Source organism: Paenibacillus sp. TAF43_2, from assembly GCF_052113545.1.
In the GTDB taxonomy this organism is placed as follows: Bacteria; Bacillota; Bacilli; order Paenibacillales; family Paenibacillaceae; genus Pristimantibacillus.
In genome coordinates this window covers 68698-85857 of sequence record NZ_JBFRDK010000005.1, presented here as the reverse complement: position 1 = coordinate 85857, position 17160 = coordinate 68698, and the positions used below count along the sequence as shown (strand labels likewise).

17 protein-coding genes and 1 pseudogene are annotated in these 17160 nt (G+C 44.3%); 13 read left to right on the top strand and 5 right to left on the bottom strand.

Translation table 11 applies throughout. The features are described from left to right. Positions 1–111: 111 nt before the first annotated feature. Positions 112–2067: a helix-turn-helix domain-containing protein gene (locus tag AB4Z17_RS02470; RefSeq protein ID WP_441913730.1), complete on the top strand. Its 1956-nt coding sequence runs from the start codon at positions 112–114 to the stop codon at positions 2065–2067. A 9-nt stretch (positions 2068–2076) separates the two neighbouring features. Here the strand turns inward: AB4Z17_RS02470 and AB4Z17_RS02465 are convergent, their stop codons facing one another. Both AB4Z17_RS02465 and AB4Z17_RS02460 read right to left on the bottom strand, forming a co-directional pair. Continuing rightward, positions 2077–2274, bottom strand: a complete 198-nt coding sequence (locus AB4Z17_RS02465; RefSeq protein WP_441957948.1) for a hypothetical protein — start codon at positions 2272–2274, stop codon at positions 2077–2079. Position 2275: 1 nt separating this feature from the next. After that, the gene (locus tag AB4Z17_RS02460) at positions 2276–2521 is read right to left on the bottom strand and encodes a winged helix-turn-helix domain-containing protein (protein ID WP_441913728.1); all 246 of its coding nucleotides are present in this window, start codon (positions 2519–2521) and stop codon (positions 2276–2278) included. A 184-nt stretch (positions 2522–2705) separates the two neighbouring features. Between AB4Z17_RS02460 and AB4Z17_RS02455 the strand changes: the two genes are divergently transcribed. The 4 genes from AB4Z17_RS02455 to AB4Z17_RS02440 all read left to right on the top strand — a co-directional run bounded on the left by AB4Z17_RS02455 (position 2706) and on the right by AB4Z17_RS02440 (position 5574). Continuing rightward, positions 2706–2879: a hypothetical protein gene (locus tag AB4Z17_RS02455; RefSeq protein WP_441913726.1), complete on the top strand. Its 174-nt coding sequence runs from the start codon at positions 2706–2708 to the stop codon at positions 2877–2879. A 40-nt stretch (positions 2880–2919) separates the two neighbouring features. Further along, entirely contained in the window at positions 2920–3504 is a 585-nt protein-coding gene (locus AB4Z17_RS02450) for a GNAT family N-acetyltransferase (protein WP_441957947.1), read from the top strand. Positions 3505–3719: 215 nt separating this feature from the next. After that, positions 3720–4136 (top strand): DUF2203 domain-containing protein, encoded by a 417-nt coding sequence (locus AB4Z17_RS02445; protein WP_441957945.1) that lies wholly within the window; start codon positions 3720–3722, stop codon positions 4134–4136. 142 nt (positions 4137–4278) lie between these two features. Beyond that, complete coding sequence (locus AB4Z17_RS02440; protein WP_441957944.1) at positions 4279–5574, top strand: PQQ-binding-like beta-propeller repeat protein; 1296 nt, start codon at positions 4279–4281, stop codon at positions 5572–5574. A 68-nt stretch (positions 5575–5642) separates the two neighbouring features. Here the strand turns inward: AB4Z17_RS02440 and AB4Z17_RS02435 are convergent, their stop codons facing one another. Further along, positions 5643–6704: an endonuclease/exonuclease/phosphatase family protein gene (locus tag AB4Z17_RS02435; protein WP_441957942.1), complete on the bottom strand. Its 1062-nt coding sequence runs from the start codon at positions 6702–6704 to the stop codon at positions 5643–5645. A gap of 207 nt (positions 6705–6911) precedes the next feature. Between AB4Z17_RS02435 and AB4Z17_RS02430 the strand changes: the two genes are divergently transcribed. The 6 genes from AB4Z17_RS02430 to AB4Z17_RS02405 all read left to right on the top strand — a co-directional run bounded on the left by AB4Z17_RS02430 (position 6912) and on the right by AB4Z17_RS02405 (position 12445). Further along, entirely contained in the window at positions 6912–7604 is a 693-nt protein-coding gene (locus tag AB4Z17_RS02430) for a type 1 glutamine amidotransferase (protein WP_441957940.1), read from the top strand. A 99-nt stretch (positions 7605–7703) separates the two neighbouring features. Continuing rightward, positions 7704–8612, top strand: a complete 909-nt coding sequence (locus tag AB4Z17_RS02425) for an aldo/keto reductase (RefSeq protein ID WP_441957938.1) — start codon at positions 7704–7706, stop codon at positions 8610–8612. Between the two features lie 112 nt (positions 8613–8724). Next, entirely contained in the window at positions 8725–9495 is a 771-nt protein-coding gene (locus tag AB4Z17_RS02420) for an RNA polymerase sigma factor (RefSeq protein WP_441957937.1), read from the top strand. Positions 9496–9537: 42 nt separating this feature from the next. Continuing rightward, a complete protein-coding gene (locus tag AB4Z17_RS02415) occupies positions 9538–10536 on the top strand; it encodes a hypothetical protein (RefSeq protein WP_441957935.1) in 999 nt (332 codons plus the stop codon). 225 nt (positions 10537–10761) lie between these two features. Further along, complete coding sequence (locus AB4Z17_RS02410) at positions 10762–11205, top strand: RrF2 family transcriptional regulator (protein ID WP_441913708.1); 444 nt, start codon at positions 10762–10764, stop codon at positions 11203–11205. A 223-nt stretch (positions 11206–11428) separates the two neighbouring features. Further along, positions 11429–12445, top strand: a complete 1017-nt coding sequence (locus AB4Z17_RS02405; protein ID WP_076271866.1) for an LLM class flavin-dependent oxidoreductase — start codon at positions 11429–11431, stop codon at positions 12443–12445. Between the two features lie 95 nt (positions 12446–12540). Here AB4Z17_RS02405 and AB4Z17_RS02400 read toward each other — a convergent pair whose 3' ends face one another. Then, entirely contained in the window at positions 12541–13161 is a 621-nt protein-coding gene (locus AB4Z17_RS02400) for a M15 family metallopeptidase (RefSeq protein ID WP_441957933.1), read from the bottom strand. A gap of 182 nt (positions 13162–13343) precedes the next feature. Between AB4Z17_RS02400 and AB4Z17_RS02395 the strand changes: the two genes are divergently transcribed. Then, on the top strand, positions 13344–14957 hold the full coding sequence (locus AB4Z17_RS02395; RefSeq protein WP_441957931.1) for an S-layer homology domain-containing protein: 1614 nt from the start codon (positions 13344–13346) through the stop codon (positions 14955–14957). A 126-nt stretch (positions 14958–15083) separates the two neighbouring features. On the opposite strand, the pseudogene AB4Z17_RS02390 reads toward AB4Z17_RS02395, so the two are convergent. After that, positions 15084–15334 (bottom strand): annotated as a pseudogene (locus AB4Z17_RS02390) (transposase); the annotation flags it as partial. A 563-nt stretch (positions 15335–15897) separates the two neighbouring features. Between AB4Z17_RS02390 and AB4Z17_RS02385 the strand changes: the two are divergent. Further along, positions 15898–17136 (top strand): TraB/GumN family protein, encoded by a 1239-nt coding sequence (locus AB4Z17_RS02385; RefSeq protein ID WP_441957930.1) that lies wholly within the window; start codon positions 15898–15900, stop codon positions 17134–17136. Positions 17137–17160 lie beyond the last annotated feature (24 nt).

Sequence of the window (17160 nt, the reverse complement as noted above, 5' to 3'; positions counted from 1 at the left end):
CCACTGGATACGTGGTCATACAAAACACTAGTTATGAGAATCGTTTTCAACTATAATGAGATACAGCCTCATTAAATAGGCCATATTTTTTAGTATCAGGAAGTGATTGGTATGGATTGGAATGAACATCTATTGCTGTGGAATGAAGCCAATGTCAAGCTGCTCGACATTAGACATCAGTCGTTGGCACATGGAGACGAGCTTCGCGGTTACAAGCTTCCATCCAATGCTTTTCTGTGGGTGACATACGGACGTGGGCGGGTGATGCTGGACGGTGTTGGTTATGCCGTCGATGGCTTTCATTTGCTTCATGGCAGAAAAGGCATGAGCCTGGACATTATCTCCTCAGGGGATCGCCTCGAATATGATCTTATTATGTACAAGGCTTTTTTAGCTGTCCCTGGCAACCGCTACTTGGATCGATTGTTAAAACGCAGCAGTCCTTTCCACATTCAATATGGATTCACGCCTCATGCTCCGCTTGCCCTTCATTCAAAATTCGAGATTATGGAACAAAGCTGGCGCAAGCTTACGCCGCTCGACAAGCTGTATGCCAAAGGCGTTCTTTATCAATTTGTACATGAATTACTTGGTCAGATGGCTGGGCAGGAGCTTGGGGAGATACGAGCTGACCTTGTGACACAAGCTACACGCTACATAGAGACCAGCTATTCGGATGCATTTACGGTAGAGGGTCTGGCCGAGCTGCTTGGTTGCAGCTCCAGCTATTTGACTCGAGTGTTCAAAAAACAGCTAGGAGCAACGCCTAATGAATATTTGATCCAAGTTCGCATTGAACACGCCAGCAGGCTATTGAAAGAAACGAAGGCATCTCTGCAAGAAATTTCGTTGAGCATAGGATATTTGGATGTCTACTATTTCAGCCGCGTGTTCAAAAAACAAACCGGCACATCACCGCTGCGCTTTAGATCACTGGCAGCAGAGAAATCGGTTCAGAAAAGTCCATTTAATAGTTCAGGACAAGCTATTGTCCCACGCAAAGGTCAGGGCTATAATGATAATGATTCTCATTATGGAAAAGAGGGAGATTTATCGATGTACAAAGATTTGAAACTATCAGTAGGCGCAGTGATGCTGCTCTGCATGACTTTGTTATTCAGTGGTTGCGGGGCTTCAACAAGTTCCAATGAACCATCTGCTACAGCTGGCTCTCCAGCAACGGTCGCACAGGAGCAACAGCAGACAAAGCTGGTTAAGCATATGATGGGAGAAAGCGAAATTCCAATCAATCCGCAGCGCATAGCCGTGAACGGGCTCGAGGACATTATGCTTGCGCTTGATGCGCCGATGGTTCATGCCCAATCCATGAAGGGGCAGTACTTGTATGATACGCTGCAAGCAAAAAAGATTCCATCAGTCTACACGCCAGGCGGTTTAAATTATGAGTCTATTCTCAGCTCAAAACCTGATTTGATTATTGCCAATCTTTTGGCCTCGGATACTGAATCGTATGAGCAGCTAAGTAAAATTGCTCCAACTATTGTCTATGATCGCAGCGACTGGAAGACATCCATAGCCGCTATCGGTAAGGCAATTGATCTCGAAGAGAAAGCCCAGTTGGTCATTCAAGATTACGAGGAAAAGCTGCTTAAGGCTAAAGAGGCTATCGTYGCGAAAATAGGGACGGATCGAACTTTAGCTTTTATTCGACCATCGGAGAAGGATGTTCAACTGTTTTTCCCGGCATTCTCCTATACTAACATCGCGTACAAAGATTTAGGCTTAACTCTTGAACCGATGTTGGAAAATTTGCAAAGTAAAGAGGAAGAAGGCACTTGGGGGATAGAAGCATCACTTGAGACACTGTCTAATTTGACTGCGGACTATTTATTTGTCACGGTCGGCGGCTCGTTTGATTCTGAGGACGAAGCGCAGGCTGCTTTACAGGAAATGAATGTAGTAGAGGATCTGAAAGTATGGAAGTCTATTCCTGCAGTTAAGCAAGGGCATGTGTACAAGATGTCATCCAGACACTGGATGTTGAATGGACCTACAGCAGACAGTATGAAAATCGACGATGTACTCGCTGTTTTTGATTTGCAATAATTCATAGTGTTAGGGGGAAGCGAGCATGCTTCCTCCTTTTTTTATTGTGCTACGTAAGTATGGCAAATAAACAAGGATTTTCACAATAAGCGGCATTGCCATAACGGCGCTATCCAGCAGCAGCGGATAAATCAGAACCGCAGTAATCGCCAAAACACATAGCAACAGCAACGCAAATGAGAGATGAAGCTGGTATATCATTATCATATTATTGCTCAGTCCTTTCCATTCGAAGACGATAGCCGTGTCCCCATACGGTATCGATCGGAAGGTGTTTTATTTTTCTGCGCAGCCGCTTTACGAGATCGTCGATCGCCCGGTCGCTCCCGTAATAATTATCTCCCCAAACCAATGTAAGCAGTTCATCTCGGGCAAATGCCCGATTTGACTGCTCGATCAAGGTATGCAGCAGTTTAATTTCTTTTAGCGTAATTTCAACTTCATCCGCACGCAAGAACACACGCCGTTCTGCCAGAGCGAACTGCAGTTCGCCAACTTCGATGGTCGCATACTCGGGCTGAGAAATGAAATAAAAATGATCGCAGCGATGATTGCATTTTACAGTTAATATCTGTAAGTTAATACGTAACTGAACTTTTCTGTTCGTTAAAATAAATACATAAGGGGGATATGAGGTAATGGACGGCATGTCATCAGGTATTATTTTTGGAATATTTCCAATAGTATTGTTTATTGTGTATGGTGTCGTAGCGCTTATGGGTATTTATTGTCTATATTTACTCATTAAAGTTTTAATAAGAACGATCAAAGCTTTAGATATTCATTTAGATGAAAAAGGCAGACGATTATAATATTCAGCTGAAAGAAAGCCATGCTTGGAGGTGCGTTAGGATGAGCCATTATAATAACAACCCGTTGCTGTTATCCATTCCAGAGAGTTTTGAAAGCAGCCGTCTTCTTATCCGCGCGCCTCAATGGGGGGACGGAGCGAAGCTGAATGAGGCCGTTATAGAAAGTGAAAATGAGCTCAAGCCTTGGATGCCATGGGCTCAAGCGATGCCGACGATTCAAGAATCTGAAGTTGTCATCAGGAAGTCACGGTCCAAGTATATGGATCGTTCAGACCTCATGCTGCTTCTTTTTTTAAAGGATACAGGTCAGTTGATAGGAAGCAGCGGTCTTCATCGCATAAATTGGCAAGCGCGAAAATTTGAAATCGGGTACTGGGCTCGTACAGCTTACAGCGGCCAAGGCTTTATAACGGAAGCGACGAATGCAATTTCAACATTTGCAATAAATGAGCTAGAAGCCAATCGTATTGAAATACGTTGTGATGCTAGGAATTATCGAAGCGCGCGAGTTGCGGAGCGACTGGGCTTCACGTTAGAAGGCATACTCCGAAATGAAAAATGTGATGTCAACGGTATTCTGCGGGATACGATGGTGTTTGCGAAGGTAAGAGGCAAAGAATTTTGAAGAAAAAGAACAGCACTATATAGGCTTATTTTCTCAACCATGTATAGGTATCATCGATCGTTCGAGGGAAAACAGAACCTTGCTCTTTCGTCAAAAGAGGAGCAGATTCCAGCTCTTCTCTAGAACCCATTCCTTTACGGAGCTTGAAAGAGAGTGTAGGATACTTATTATGGAATGAAATAAATGATCATCATCAGATAGGGAGTGTTTACGGGATGGGGAACAAAACCTTCACGCTGAGCGAAGCGAACGAGATGCTGCCGCAGTTGCAAGAGGATTTACGGAAGCTTCAACAAATTACGGCGCAATTTGAAGATTTATATATAAGTTATCAGAAAGAGAAGGCTGCTTATGAACAAGTTTTTGCTGCTATTGAAGGCAGTGAGGACCCTTTCTTTGAGAGGGAAAGCCAGCTGGAATTTATGAAGATGGAGGTAGACCTGTTAATTGAAAACTTCTCGCGAAAAGGCGTGCAGTTGAAAATGATTACTCCTGGTTTAATTGACTTTCCAGCGGTGCTGGGTAATGAGGATATTCTGATTTGCTGGAAGGAAGGCGAAGCTGAGGTTAGCCATTATCATGGTTTACATGACGGGTTTATGGGCAGAAAACCGTTTCCGCAAGATGAATAGTATTCATAATTAATGACCAGCAAGGATTTATCCTTGGCTGGTCTTTTTAGTGTGAAGATAACACGGAATGATTAGAAACATTTTACAATTATTATACGTTATGTAAGTTGGGTGATGAAAATTAGAGATAAGAAGGTGTGAAATGAGAAACTGGAAAACAGCTTTTTCGCGAGGCGTTATGATGGCATGCTGTTCTCTATTATTAATGAGTTCTGTTGTATCTGCATCATTTGATTCACGTACTTCCTATGTGGGAGACAACGAGGAAACGAAGATAGCTGCTCCTATTATTAAACCGCAATGGTCATTGAACTACGAAGGTATAGCAGCAACAGGTGAAGGTAAAGTCTTTTATTTGCTAAAGGGAAAAGTAATAGCTGTTAATATTCAGAATGGGAAAAAGCTGTGGGAGTATGGCAGTCAGCTCAAAGCTCCTGTCGTATATAAGGAAGGCCAACTGTACGTTAATTCGAGCGGAGGCCGTGTTCACGCTATTAAGGCGTCCTCAGGCAAGAAAGTGTGGGTGGCTTCCGTGAACGCTAATAACATTCATGATATTATTCCGGATGGCGATCAGCTGTTCACCTTTAATGGAGACATTCAAGCTTACAGCATAAAGGATGGTAAATTTCAGTGGCGTGACAATTACAAAGAGCCGCTGCGCACAAAGATACTGTTTCATGGCGATTTTATAATAGGAGAAAATGAGCTATCAGGTGCTTACACTTACTCGCTCCTTCATGCTTTTGATCGCAAGACAGGAAAAAGGGTTTGGGAAGCTGCGCATTACAATTTTCCTATTGGTGCAAAGGATGGAACTCTAACTGCGCAGAAGCTCGTTAACCTGTTTGAGCCTGCTCCATTAACTACACTTGATACCCTAGATATCAAGACGGGCAAAGTACTTAACAGCGTACAATATAATCCTCTAAAGATTGACTTAAATAAAGGAGAATCCGGCAACGAAGGAGACGCTTGGATTAACGGGGACAACGTATTCGTTAATTTCAATTCTGAGGTGTATAGTTACCCTCTAAATGCTGATCCGAGCAAAATAGAGCCCAAGGTGTATAAGCCTGTTGTTTACGCGCCAGGATTCAAATATGCGGCTGGGCCATATGAGGGGAAATTGATTTATACGAATGGCCGCGGGATATATGGGGTTAAATTAATTAATAAGACAACCGTGGATTATAATGCTGGTGTAACAGGCCTCATCGCACGTTTTGATTTAATTGGTAAAGGGATATATGTAGCGCAAACGGATGGAACGGTATCAGCTATCCATTTAGATACAGCAGCGCCAATTGTACAATTAAAAACAAATGAAAGAGAGTTTGGAGAGACGCTGCTTGAGAGCGGAATKATTGTGATCCAGACAAAAGGCAAGCTGCTCGCATTTAAACAACCAACCAGCTTGAAATCTAGCGTAAAGTAATTAAATAACAGCTCAATGAGCGCTAATAACAAAAGAGCCCCGATTACGAAAAATCGGGGCTCTTTGCTTTATCGTAAAATAAACTCAGCGGTTACCGGATTATGGTCGCTGTGTTCAAATGCTAAATCTGTACTTTGCAGCTGAATTTTATCTACGTTTGAAGAAACGAGAAAACCATCAATGACGGCTCTGAAATTAACGCCTTCCGTGTATGCAATATCTAATGTGCGTACAGTAGCGATGCTGTCGTCAACCATCCACTTGAAGCCGCTTGGTTTGAAATCCTCAGGAAATTGCTGAAGCCATTCTGGCCATGTCTGTGTCGTTTCGAATCGATCAGGGGTAGTGCCGGGCAGGGCATGGTTCCAATCTCCGCCTACAATAATATAATTGCCCTTGCCATTCTCCTTCTCTAAAAATGCGGATAAATAATCCAATTGCTGCTTGCGAATTTTGCCGCCCTCATCAAAGGCAGATAAATGAAGATTGATAACAATAAGCTCTTTGCCGTTATTGACCTCAAATCTGCTTTCTATAAAAGCACGATCCAATTCAAGCTGCTGTATCGGCCAGCTCTCTTTGCCTGGAAGATCGTATCGCTGATTGGTTTTGTTTTTGAATGTTGAGAAGGTTAGAAGGCCGCTCTGAACGGAACCCATTGGATTAAAAATCGGGACGGGAACCCATGCCACTTTATAGTTATAAGCAAATGCATAGCTGTAATCTTCCAAAGGTTTTGCCAAATAGTCTATTTCATTAATATGGTAGCTTCTTGACGAGCGGGCATCGACTTCCTGAAGCAAAAAAAAGTTGGATTGGTTTGTTTTCATAAAGGACGAAATGGAGTCTAGATTGGAAATTGTTTGATTTTTGCTGCTGGAGCGTGATTTTTTACCTCCATCCATAAAAAAATCTTGTTTTTTGTCCAAGCCAGCATAGCCGATATTGAAGGTCGTAACTGTAAATGGAACGCCTTGCTCAATGAGTTGCCCTTTATTATTTTCTGACGTAATCTCGATAACTTCTGCGGGTTTATAATCGGATAAAGTAATATACAGTAAAAACCCTCCCGCTATCGCAACTGCGAGTAGGACAAGCGTGCCAATTGTTTTTAATATCTTTTTCCCCATATGTTCCATCCTTTCATTACGTATTGCGGTACTCACATTTAAGTTTATAAGTATGCTACTGGAAATGTACCATGATATGGGTTAGGGAACTAGTTGTTTTTTTATTGATGTTTTCCCACTATTCAGGAAAGTGATATTAACGATACTAAATAATGAGACTATAATTAAGCTCATTACAGGTCATATGCGGCCAAGGATGGGGAATGAATGATGAATATAATAGCTTTTAAACACTTCGCTTTTGATGATGATTATGCGTTTCGTTCCTGGGCCAGCCTTGGAGGACATCGCTTGGATATAAAGGATCCTGCTCTTGAGATTGATGCCAAATGGCTTGACGATATGGATTTGCTTGTTATATGCGGCGGGCCAATGAGCGTCTATGAAGAGGAGAAATATCCTTGGCTTACGGCAGAGAAGCAGTTCGTACGGCAAGCTATTCAGCTTGGCAAAAAAGTGCTGGGCATCTGCTTTGGCGCTCAAATGATAGCTGAGCTGCTGGGAAGCCGAGTATACCGAAATACGCATAAAGAAATAGGCTGGCATTCGATTAACCGTACGAAGGAGCAGCATCCTTGGCTCTGCGGCATGCCTGAGCAATTTATTTCGTTTCAGTGGCATGGCGATACCTTCGACTTGCCGCAGGACACGCGGCTCCTCGCTTCTTCAGAGGCGTGCAAGGTGCAGGCATTCGCTTATGGCGAGCATGTCATGGGACTGCAATTTCATTTGGAGACGACAGCTGCATGCATGGAATCCATGTTTGCACACTGGTCTTCAGAGTTTATTCAGGCGCCATACATTCAAACAGCTGAACAGATTCGCAGTCAATTCGCGCGCACTGAGCAGTCTCTAACGCTGCTACATGGCATATTGGATCAGATTTCCTTAAAGTGTTAATAGTGGCACCATTTTTGTTGCTCCCTTAGTCCAAAAGTAATATCATAAATGAATAATGAAGCGGCTAGATTATCGGTTAAGGAAAAGGAGCGTTCAAGCATGAAGCACAATCGTCTCGGGAAATCAGAGCTCTACATAAGTGAGATCGGCCTTGGCTGCATGTCACTAGGGACAGATAAAGTAAAAGCGACAGCCTTAGTACATGAAGCGATCGAGAAGGGCATTAATTTTCTAGATACGGCTGATCTTTATGATGAGGGTCTTAATGAGGAAATAATCGGCGAGGCAATAAAGGGAAAACGGGCAGATATTGTGCTTGCGACGAAGGTCGGCAATCGTTGGGAGAAGGGAAAAGCGGGCTGGTCGTGGGACCCGTCGAAAGCTTATATTAAGTCGGCTGTAAAAGACAGCTTGCGAAGGCTCCAAACGGACTATATCGATTTGTATCAGCTGCATGGAGGTACACTGGATGATCCCATATCGGAGACGATTGAAGCATTTGAGGAGCTTAAGCAAGAGGGGCTCATTCGCTATTACGGCATTTCTTCCATTCGTCCAAATGTTATTCGAGAATATGTGGAGCGTTCAAATATCGTCAGTGTGATGAGCCAGTATAGTATTTTGGACAGAAGGCCAGAAGAGCAAATATTGCCTTTGTTAGAAGAGAAGGGCATTAGTTTAATCGCTCGAGGTCCGGTGGCAAAAGGGATTTTAACCGATAATGGAGCTGCCAAGGCGGAAAAGGGTTATTTGGATTATGACAAAGAGGAGCTGTCGTCTTTGCGAGACGTTTTGATAGAGATGGGAGAAGGCTCTCGTGATTTGGCGCATACAGCAATTCGGTATGCTTTAGCCAGCCCTGCTGTAGCTGCTGTTATTCCTGGCGCGAGCTCGTTAGAACAGCTGCAGCACAATATAGCGGCAAGTGAAGCTCATCACCTATCTCCCGCTGAGCTGGAGACCATCAAGAGGTTAAGTAAAGAAAATCGTTTTGAACAGCACCGTTAGAGAATAGGAGAGGCTGCCTGATAGGCAGCTTTTTTTTGATTATAAAATAAAAAAGTTTTGATCCATTGATAGATATTTGGCGTAAGTGGCATCTGTCTAGTAAGGGGGATGAATGATGGAGGTTTGGGCACCCGAATGGCAAGCTCTGTTAAGTAGTGGAGCAGGGGCAGAAGCACAGGAGCAGTCGTTAGTTGAACGAGCAAGAACCGGCGATGAGGAAGCGTTCGGGGAGCTGGTGCGTCGTCATCGAGCTAAGGCGCTTGGGCTCGCTGGCAGCTTGACGAAGGATGCGTTTATGGCAGAGGACATCGTGCAGGAAGCGCTGATTCGTGCATTTATGCACCTCGGTACGCTTACTGACGCGAGCAGGTTTATTCCTTGGCTGCACAGGATTGTGCGAAATCAAGCCTACATGAAGCTGAGGAGAGGCGGACCCTATAGCAAGGAGCGGCCATTCGTTAGCTTCATGAGCCAATCAGGGCTGCCAGCAGAGGCAGGTATAAGCGGGCAGTCGGTTGATTGGAGCGATATTGATAGCATCCTGTTTCATTTAACGGATCAAGCCATGAATGAGCCGAGCGAAGGTCAAAATCCGGAGCATGCTGTCATCCGCCAAGAAACGCTCCAGAGCATTCATACGCTGATTCGATGCTTGAACAAGCTGGAGCGGGACATTTTTGAAGCAAGATTTTTTGGCGAGCTGCCGCCGGCTGAGATTGCTGAGCTGTTCGATACGACGACTTCAAACGTATACAATATGCTGTCGCGATCAAGGGTTAAGCTTCAGAAGGAGCGTATTCGCATATCGATTAGTTTATATGTGGAGCAAAGGGCGTTGCTCGGTTTGCCCAGAAGAAAAATTCTCACTCCGCCCCCTATGTAGGTTCAGAACGTTTATGATAAACCTTGAATGGAGCTGAAAATAATGACGCTGGATAGGGACTGGTCCAAAACATGGACCTCGGCCGCTGCTGCTATTCATGGCGCGGTGAGCTACACGGATAAAAAACATTTTACGCTAACAGATGTGATGGGATTTACCGGTCATGCTTTTCGCATGAATATTGATCCCGTTAGTATTAATGCTGCAGGACCAACCTCATTCCCAGGTGGATATATATTGAGGAGGAATATAGGAAATCTCGGCTTTACGAGCTGTTTGGCTGATCCTATGCTCCCGTTAACACCGGATAAAGTGGAGCGAACTATCGCTCTCGTTCAGCAGTCAATCGACCGTGGCATCCCTGCCATTTCATTTGATTTGTTTATACCTGAATTCGGTTTGATCTATGGTTATGATGATGATAAGCAGCTCTTTCATGCAAAAGATGTATCGAAGGATGGCACGATAAGTTATGCCGATTTTGCCGATTCCAAGATTGATTTGTTGTTCGTGACGACGATTAGCGAAAGCCTGCCTCACTCGAAATACGAAATATTGCGCATGGCGTTATCGATGATCGTGGATCATGGGCGAGGCAAGGAATGGACGCATGTGTTCGAAGATAAATTTGTACAAGGCTTAGCGGGTTATGAGGCATGGATTGGTGTCATGGAGCGGCGAAATGCGGATGAGCATGGTCATGCCTATAACATTGCTGTCATTTCTGATGCGCGTGAGTTCGCTGCTCGTTTTTTACGCGAATTGGCATTCCGCTGGGATGGGACAAATGTTGTGGAGAGAACGGTTCGCAAGCATGCGGGTGAAGCGGCACTGCATTACGAGATAGTTGCTGAGGCGCTGGGCAAGCTGAGAGAGTTATTCCCATTCCCAGAAGGCGGCAAGCCGAAGGACCCTGAAGCCGCGGATCGTGCAATCGTACTGCTTCGGCAAGCGCAGGAGGCGGAGGCGAAGGGAATGGAGCAACTGGAGCAGCTGTTTCATTTTATGAAGGAATATTATTCGGAGATCTGGGTGAACTGAGTCATCATTGTGTAACGGTCGGGCAAGTGTATGATGAAGGACAATGGGGAAAGTTTTTAAAGATATAAGCAGCGATAGCGTCAAATAAAGCTGCTCAAAAAAGTTTGACAGGGAGAAAGCCTATACCAAGGCTTTCTCTCTGTGCTATTCTTAGGGTGGAAGGTTTGACATTATCAACTGTATGAAATAACATTACAGTATCCTTCTTGAGAGGGAGTTGTGAAAATGAATAGTGAATTTACGGTTGCGGTTCACAGCTTAGTGCTGTTAGCTTATTTGCCTGATCATATGGCGAGCAGCGAGACCATTGCTCGCAACGTTTCGACGAATCCGACACGTATTCGCAAAATTATGAGTTCCTTACGGAAGCATGGCTTTGTGAAGACAAAGGAAGGAATCGGCGGGGGATATATTTTGAATTGTGAGCCGAATGAGGTTACGCTGGCACAAATATATCGAGCACTATCAGGCGGTACGCTAAAGCCGCATTGGTGTTCAGGAAATCCAGAGGAGGACTGTCTGGTATCCGCGAATATTCAAGTGGTGATGGATCATTTTTTTTACGAGGCAGAGCTTCATTACGTGGCCTATTTGGAGCAAAATACGCTTCAAACTGCTTTGGACAAGATTCGAAAATGTCAGCAGCAGCTTAAAGAAAAGCAGATTTGATGCTTTTCAATGCTTGCCAGTTCATGCAGGAATCATGTCTGTTTCACGATAGAGCGGTAAATAGAGTTGAATACTGTATATTACCGCTCCTGTCATGAAGCTGATGCATTTGCAGCGGCTCTTTTTTACGTGTAAAATGTATCTAATAATAGTACAGTTGATTTGCAAATAATAATATTGATAGAAGCTATCGCTTCTATTCGTAAAGAAAAGAGTGAATGTCATGTCAGAACAAACGATAAACAATTCAGCTTTTAATATTCCGTTATCCGTTCTTGATGTATCTCCCATTGTAGAAGGCGGCACTGTTGCCGAATCGCTTAGCAATACATTAGATCTTGCACAGCATGCGGAAAAATGGGGCTATAACCGCTACTGGCTTGCGGAGCATCACAATGCGCCAAGCATCGCCAGCTCAGCGACATCCATCGTTATTGGCCATGTTGCCGCAGGTACATCCACGATTCGTGTAGGCGCTGGGGGAATTATGCTGCCGAACCATGCACCGCTCGTTATTGCTGAGCAATTCGGTACATTGGAATCGTTGTTTCCAGGCCGTATTGATTTGGGACTTGGCCGCGCTCCTGGAACGGATGGTCTTACAGCAGCTGCCCTTCGTGGAAACAGAAGAAGCAATGGGCATGATTTCCCAGAGCAGCTAGCTGAGCTGCGCGCGTTTCTAGATCCGGCGAGTGCTGAGGTGGGCATGCCAGTGCGAGCGATTCCGGGTGAAGGTCTTGATATTCCGATTTGGCTATTGGGTTCGAGCGATTTCAGCGCTTTGCTCGCTGCACAGTTAGGATTGCCATTTGCTTTTGCAGGACATTTCTCGCCTAATTTCACCGTTCCAGCAATGAATCTTTATCGAAGCAGCTTTAAGCCATCAGCGATTCTTGATAAGCCAAAAGGAATGGTAGCGGTCAATGTCATTGCGGCAGATACGGATGAAGAGGCGGAGTATTTAGCGACATCGATGCAGCAGCTGTTCCTATCCTTTATTCGCAACACGCGTGGAGCTTTGCCTGCACCTGTTCGCAATATGGATGACGTCTGGACGGCGCAGGAGAAGATCGCTTTGATGCAGCAATTAGGCTCTTCCATTGTTGGCGGACCGGAGACGGTACGTACGAAGCTGAAGCAATATATTGAGGCGACGAAGGCGGATGAGATTATGGTCGCCGCACATATTTATGATCACCAAGCTAGATTGCGCTCATATGAAATTATTGCGGGTCTGTAATCTACCAAATTAACTAATAAAATTGAAGCAGAATAGAAAAGAGTGAAGACTTATTAACCAAGTCTTCACTCTTTTTTTACTTTAAATGAGCTGATTTACTCGATAGGCGGATAGTGCCCTTTGCGCAGCTTATTGATTGAATAACCAAAGTCCATTTGAAGATGAGGATAGTCAGGGAAGTTTTTCCAATCCCCACCCCAAGAGAAGCCTAGGCGCTTGGCGATTTCAACAACTTCCATCCAGTCGGACCGCCCATTTTTATTGCCGTCATACTCCATGTCCCATATAACCTCGCCCTTCTTCGTTCGCAGGGCAAAATCGATAGCGAGGCCGTAATTGTGATAGGAGTGTCCGCCTTGAACTTGCGTAACGACTTTACCCTCTGTTGTGCGTCCTTTTGCATAAATCGCGTTTTGCTCCTCGCTTGAAYGGAAGCCGTCTGTGACGAGAATGGTGATGCCGGCCTTGCTCGTTTCGGCAATCAGCTCGGTCTGCTTAATGAATACGATCGGATGCAGTGCCGTTACGGGTGGAGCTTCAATAGGATCATTGTTCGGCAAGTATGGATCAAAGGAAAGAATAACCTTCCATAATAGAGCAGCGGTTAGCGCTAAAATAATAAACAGTAGTATTCGGTTTCGCTTGCGTTTACTTCTTGCTGTCAGGCTCAGCTGAGCCGGTAATGTAGGATGAGAAACATGATTTCGTTCCAGCATGCTGAATCTCCTTACGTTTTATATCCGCTTATTTTATCATATTGTTTATTTTGACACCCTAGTCTGTGGTAGGGGATTAGGCTTAATTACTATTGATTATGCTTTCTACCAATATTTTAGTAATGAGTTATAGAGTAGATTTTGTTATGCTTCGAGGATTGATCGCATGAGGAGGGTCTTTCGTGAAGCATACTTATACTAGATTTGCTCTAGCAGCATTTACTTTACTATATATCATAACACTTGTTGCTCATCCCATTGCGGCTCAAAGCACGCTGCCTTTTGATGATATTTCAAGCAGCTATGCCAAACAGGAAATAATCGATTTGTATAATAAAAAGATTATAACGGGCACATCGGAGCGAAGCTTCTCACCGAAGCAATCGATCTCGAGAGTGGAGTTTGTCACAGTGCTGGATCGGCTGCTCGGGCTTGAGCCTGTACCGACGCCAGTATCGCCATATACTGACGTACCTATGAAGGCTTGGTATTATGGATGGATTCAGGCTGCTGTGCAGCTTGGCTTAGCAGATGGCGTTAGCGCCTCTCAGTTTGCACCTGCGAAGGCAGTTACAAGGCAGGAAGCAGCCGTATTATTAACGAGAGCATTGAAGAAGCTGGATCATAAATCGGAAGCAAAGCTAAGCTTTGGCGATGACAGCCGCATTGCGGCTTGGGCGAGTTCTTCTGTAGCAGCGATGAATGCTCTTGGCCTTATGAAAGGTGACGATAAGGGGAATTTCCGTCCGGGCGATCCGATAAGCAGGCAAGAAACCGCAGTAATGATTCATCGGGTGCTGCAAAATGTGAACTGGGCAGCTGAGCTTGCCGCTAAGCCCAAGGAAACGATAAAGCTAGGCTGGCAGTATGGTCAGACGACGCAGCAATATGAACAAACGGTTTTGAATTCTAATGTAAACACCTTGTCTCCACGTTGGTATTTTACAGGGGAAGCGGGAGAGATATCGGACAACACGGATCCGTCTCTTGTGACTTGGGCGAAACAGCATAATAAAAAAGTATGGGCAATGGTCGGCAACCGCTCGGATCAAGCGGCTACTCATAAGCTGCTATCCAGTTCCACAATACGTACCAAAGCAATATCTCAGCTTGCAGAGTACGTGACAAAGTATAAGCTGGACGGGCTCAATATTGATTTTGAAAATGTTGCGCCGCAGGATCGAGCAGCTTTGACCGCTTTCATCTCGGAGCTGTCCAAAAAAATGAAGCTCTTGAATGTCACGCTGTCACTTGACGTATCCCCCGACCGAGGAACGGACTGGACAGACGCTTTCGATTTTGCCGCGCTTGGAAAATTAGCAGATTATATCGTATTGATGGGCTATGATGAGCACTGGGGAGACGGCTCGGAAGCGGGCTCCAACGCCTCTATAGGTTTTGATGAAGCGGCTGTAAATAAGCTTCTTAAATTGGTGCCAAGCCAAAAGGTGATACTGGGCGTGCCTTTTTATAACCGTGATTGGGATTTAAAGAAGGACGGCAGCGTTGAGTCCTCTGCATTTATATCATTTGGCGAGCAGAATGCGCTCATTAGTAAATATGGAATCAGGCCTTTATGGGACGCTAAAATCGGTCAGTACACAGCTGCATACATGAAGAATGGTATACAGCATAAAATATGGGTCGAGGACGGGCGTTCGTTAACCGAAAAATATAAGCTGGCTGTAAAAAGCAAGCTTGCTGGACTAGCTTACTGGTATGTAGGCGGCGAAAGTCCGGATATATGGATAAGTCTAAAAAATGCGGATCAATTTTTGGGTTATTCCTTCTCCTAATAGTTATTTACCAAAACCGCTGAATTGATTCGCAAGAACAAACGATATGGGGGCTGTCCCATAAGAATCAGGCTCGCTGAGGAATAGCTCACTTTGAACGGGAGTATTGGTAGCAGTACAGGAGAGCTATTCCTGTACTGCTATTTTCCTATTCTGGTCTATGGTTGCTTGCTTCATAGGATTATGGGCAAGCGAAAGCCACCCGACTTCCAGACTTACCTTAGGTAAGCTGCGAAGCAGAAGCGCCGGAATCCTTGGTTATTCTTTATCTGCCCTAAAATACTTTCGGGTTCAATCATTCGTCTTACCGACAGCGAATATCCTTCCTCGCTATTTCCCTTGCTTGCTGTTTGTAGCGCATAATAACTCAGACTGACCATATCCAGCATCGGCGATGTTCGTTATATGATTGTAATGTGCGCGAACCGATAGTGGRGAGTGAATAAGTGTAAAAGTGCACCTGTTTTTAACATACAAGATTGGAATATTGCAAATAGGTGTACTAATACCTCTAATTGATCAGATTTGAAGAAAATTTGGTTAAATAAGTGCATTTCTGCACTTAGATGAAGATGCTGCAGGCGCTGCCGCAAAAGTCTTTGCATCAGGGAAACATCCCCGTTTTCAAATGAAAGGACTTCAAATTCCACTGTATAGTGGAGCTCTAGGTCCTTTTTCTCGATGAAAATAAGTTCTAAGTAGTGCTCAAAAAATCGCAAAATGACTTTTGAGACAGCCCTTTTTTAAAAGTCTGCTGATAACCTATGAGATGAGGCATTATATGTTATGAATATGATGTAAAGCAACGAAAACTAGATTCGTATTTTCCGAACTAGCTATTGCGTGGTGATAATGTGTAAAATATGTTAGGCAGAGCGGTAATTATTGGTTATATGTAGATGAAATGAAGCCGCTAAGATGAGAGGGAGAGGGTCTATTCGTGAAAAAGTTTGCAGCATTATTTCTATCATTAGCTCTACTATTTTCTTTCGTAACGAACATCCAAGCAGAGGCTAAGCCTATTTCAGTTTGGATAGACGGCGAGCAGGTACAGCTTGGTGAGAATCAACCTACGATGGAAAAGGGAACGATTCTTGTTCCGGCGAAGACGGTTCTTCAAAAGCTTGATTTCCAAGTAACTTGGGATCAGAAAAATAAAGTCATTTCAGGCAAGAAGCAAGGACTAACCCTTTTATTCCAAATCGACAACTTAGGGGCAATGGCTAACGAGACGGAAATTGGATTGCTTGCTGCGCCGAAGGTCGTTAAAGGAACTGTATATATTCCTTTGCGTACGGTAAGTGAAGCAGCAGGTTATGAAATTACTTGGAATAAAGAGCAGCGCTCTGTTTCTCTTAAGGAGAATGAGCCAAGTAAAGGTTTCCTTTGGAAAGTAGAAAAGGACGGCAGCACCGTATATTTGCTGGGGTCGATACATATTGCGAACAAAGCGATGTACCCTTTGCGCTCTGAAATTCAAAAAGCTTATGATGCATCCGACTATTTGGTTGTAGAGGCTGATATTTCGAAGATGAATGATGAGAAGGTACAAAAGCAAGTGCTTGATTTAAGCGTATTGAAGGATAATACAACGCTTAAAGATCATATCTCAGCTGATTCTTACAAGAAGCTTGGCGAGATTTTGAAGGAGAACGGCTTACCGGAAAATACGCTGGATACCTACAAGCCTTGGAGCGTTTCGTCTACTGTTGATTATCTTAGCTCAGCAAAAGAAGGTTATGATTCAGGCATAGGGATTGATGCCCATTTCTTGCAGCAGTCGCTGGAGAACAAGAAGCCAATCCTAGAGCTGGAATCGATCGAATACCAGCTTAATATGTTTAATAATTTTTCAGACAAACTGCAAGAAGAAATGCTGAAAGGTTCTATTGAGAACTATTTTGCAGAAGTATCAGGGAYTGAAGATCTTACGAAAATGTGGGTTACCGGAAATGAGGAGCAGCTGCTCGAGCTGACGAAATCAGCTTCGTCGAATGCGGAGCTTAATAAAGCGCTGCTTACTGACCGCAATGCTCCAATGGTTGAGAAAATAACGGGTTACTTGAATGACACGACAAAAAAAACCTATTTCGTAGTCGTAGGAGCTGCACATATGCTCGGCGAGAACGGTATCGTTCCACTGCTGGAGAAGAAAGGTTTTACTGTAGTTCGTCAATAGCAGCATGGAAGAGAGAAGGCAATC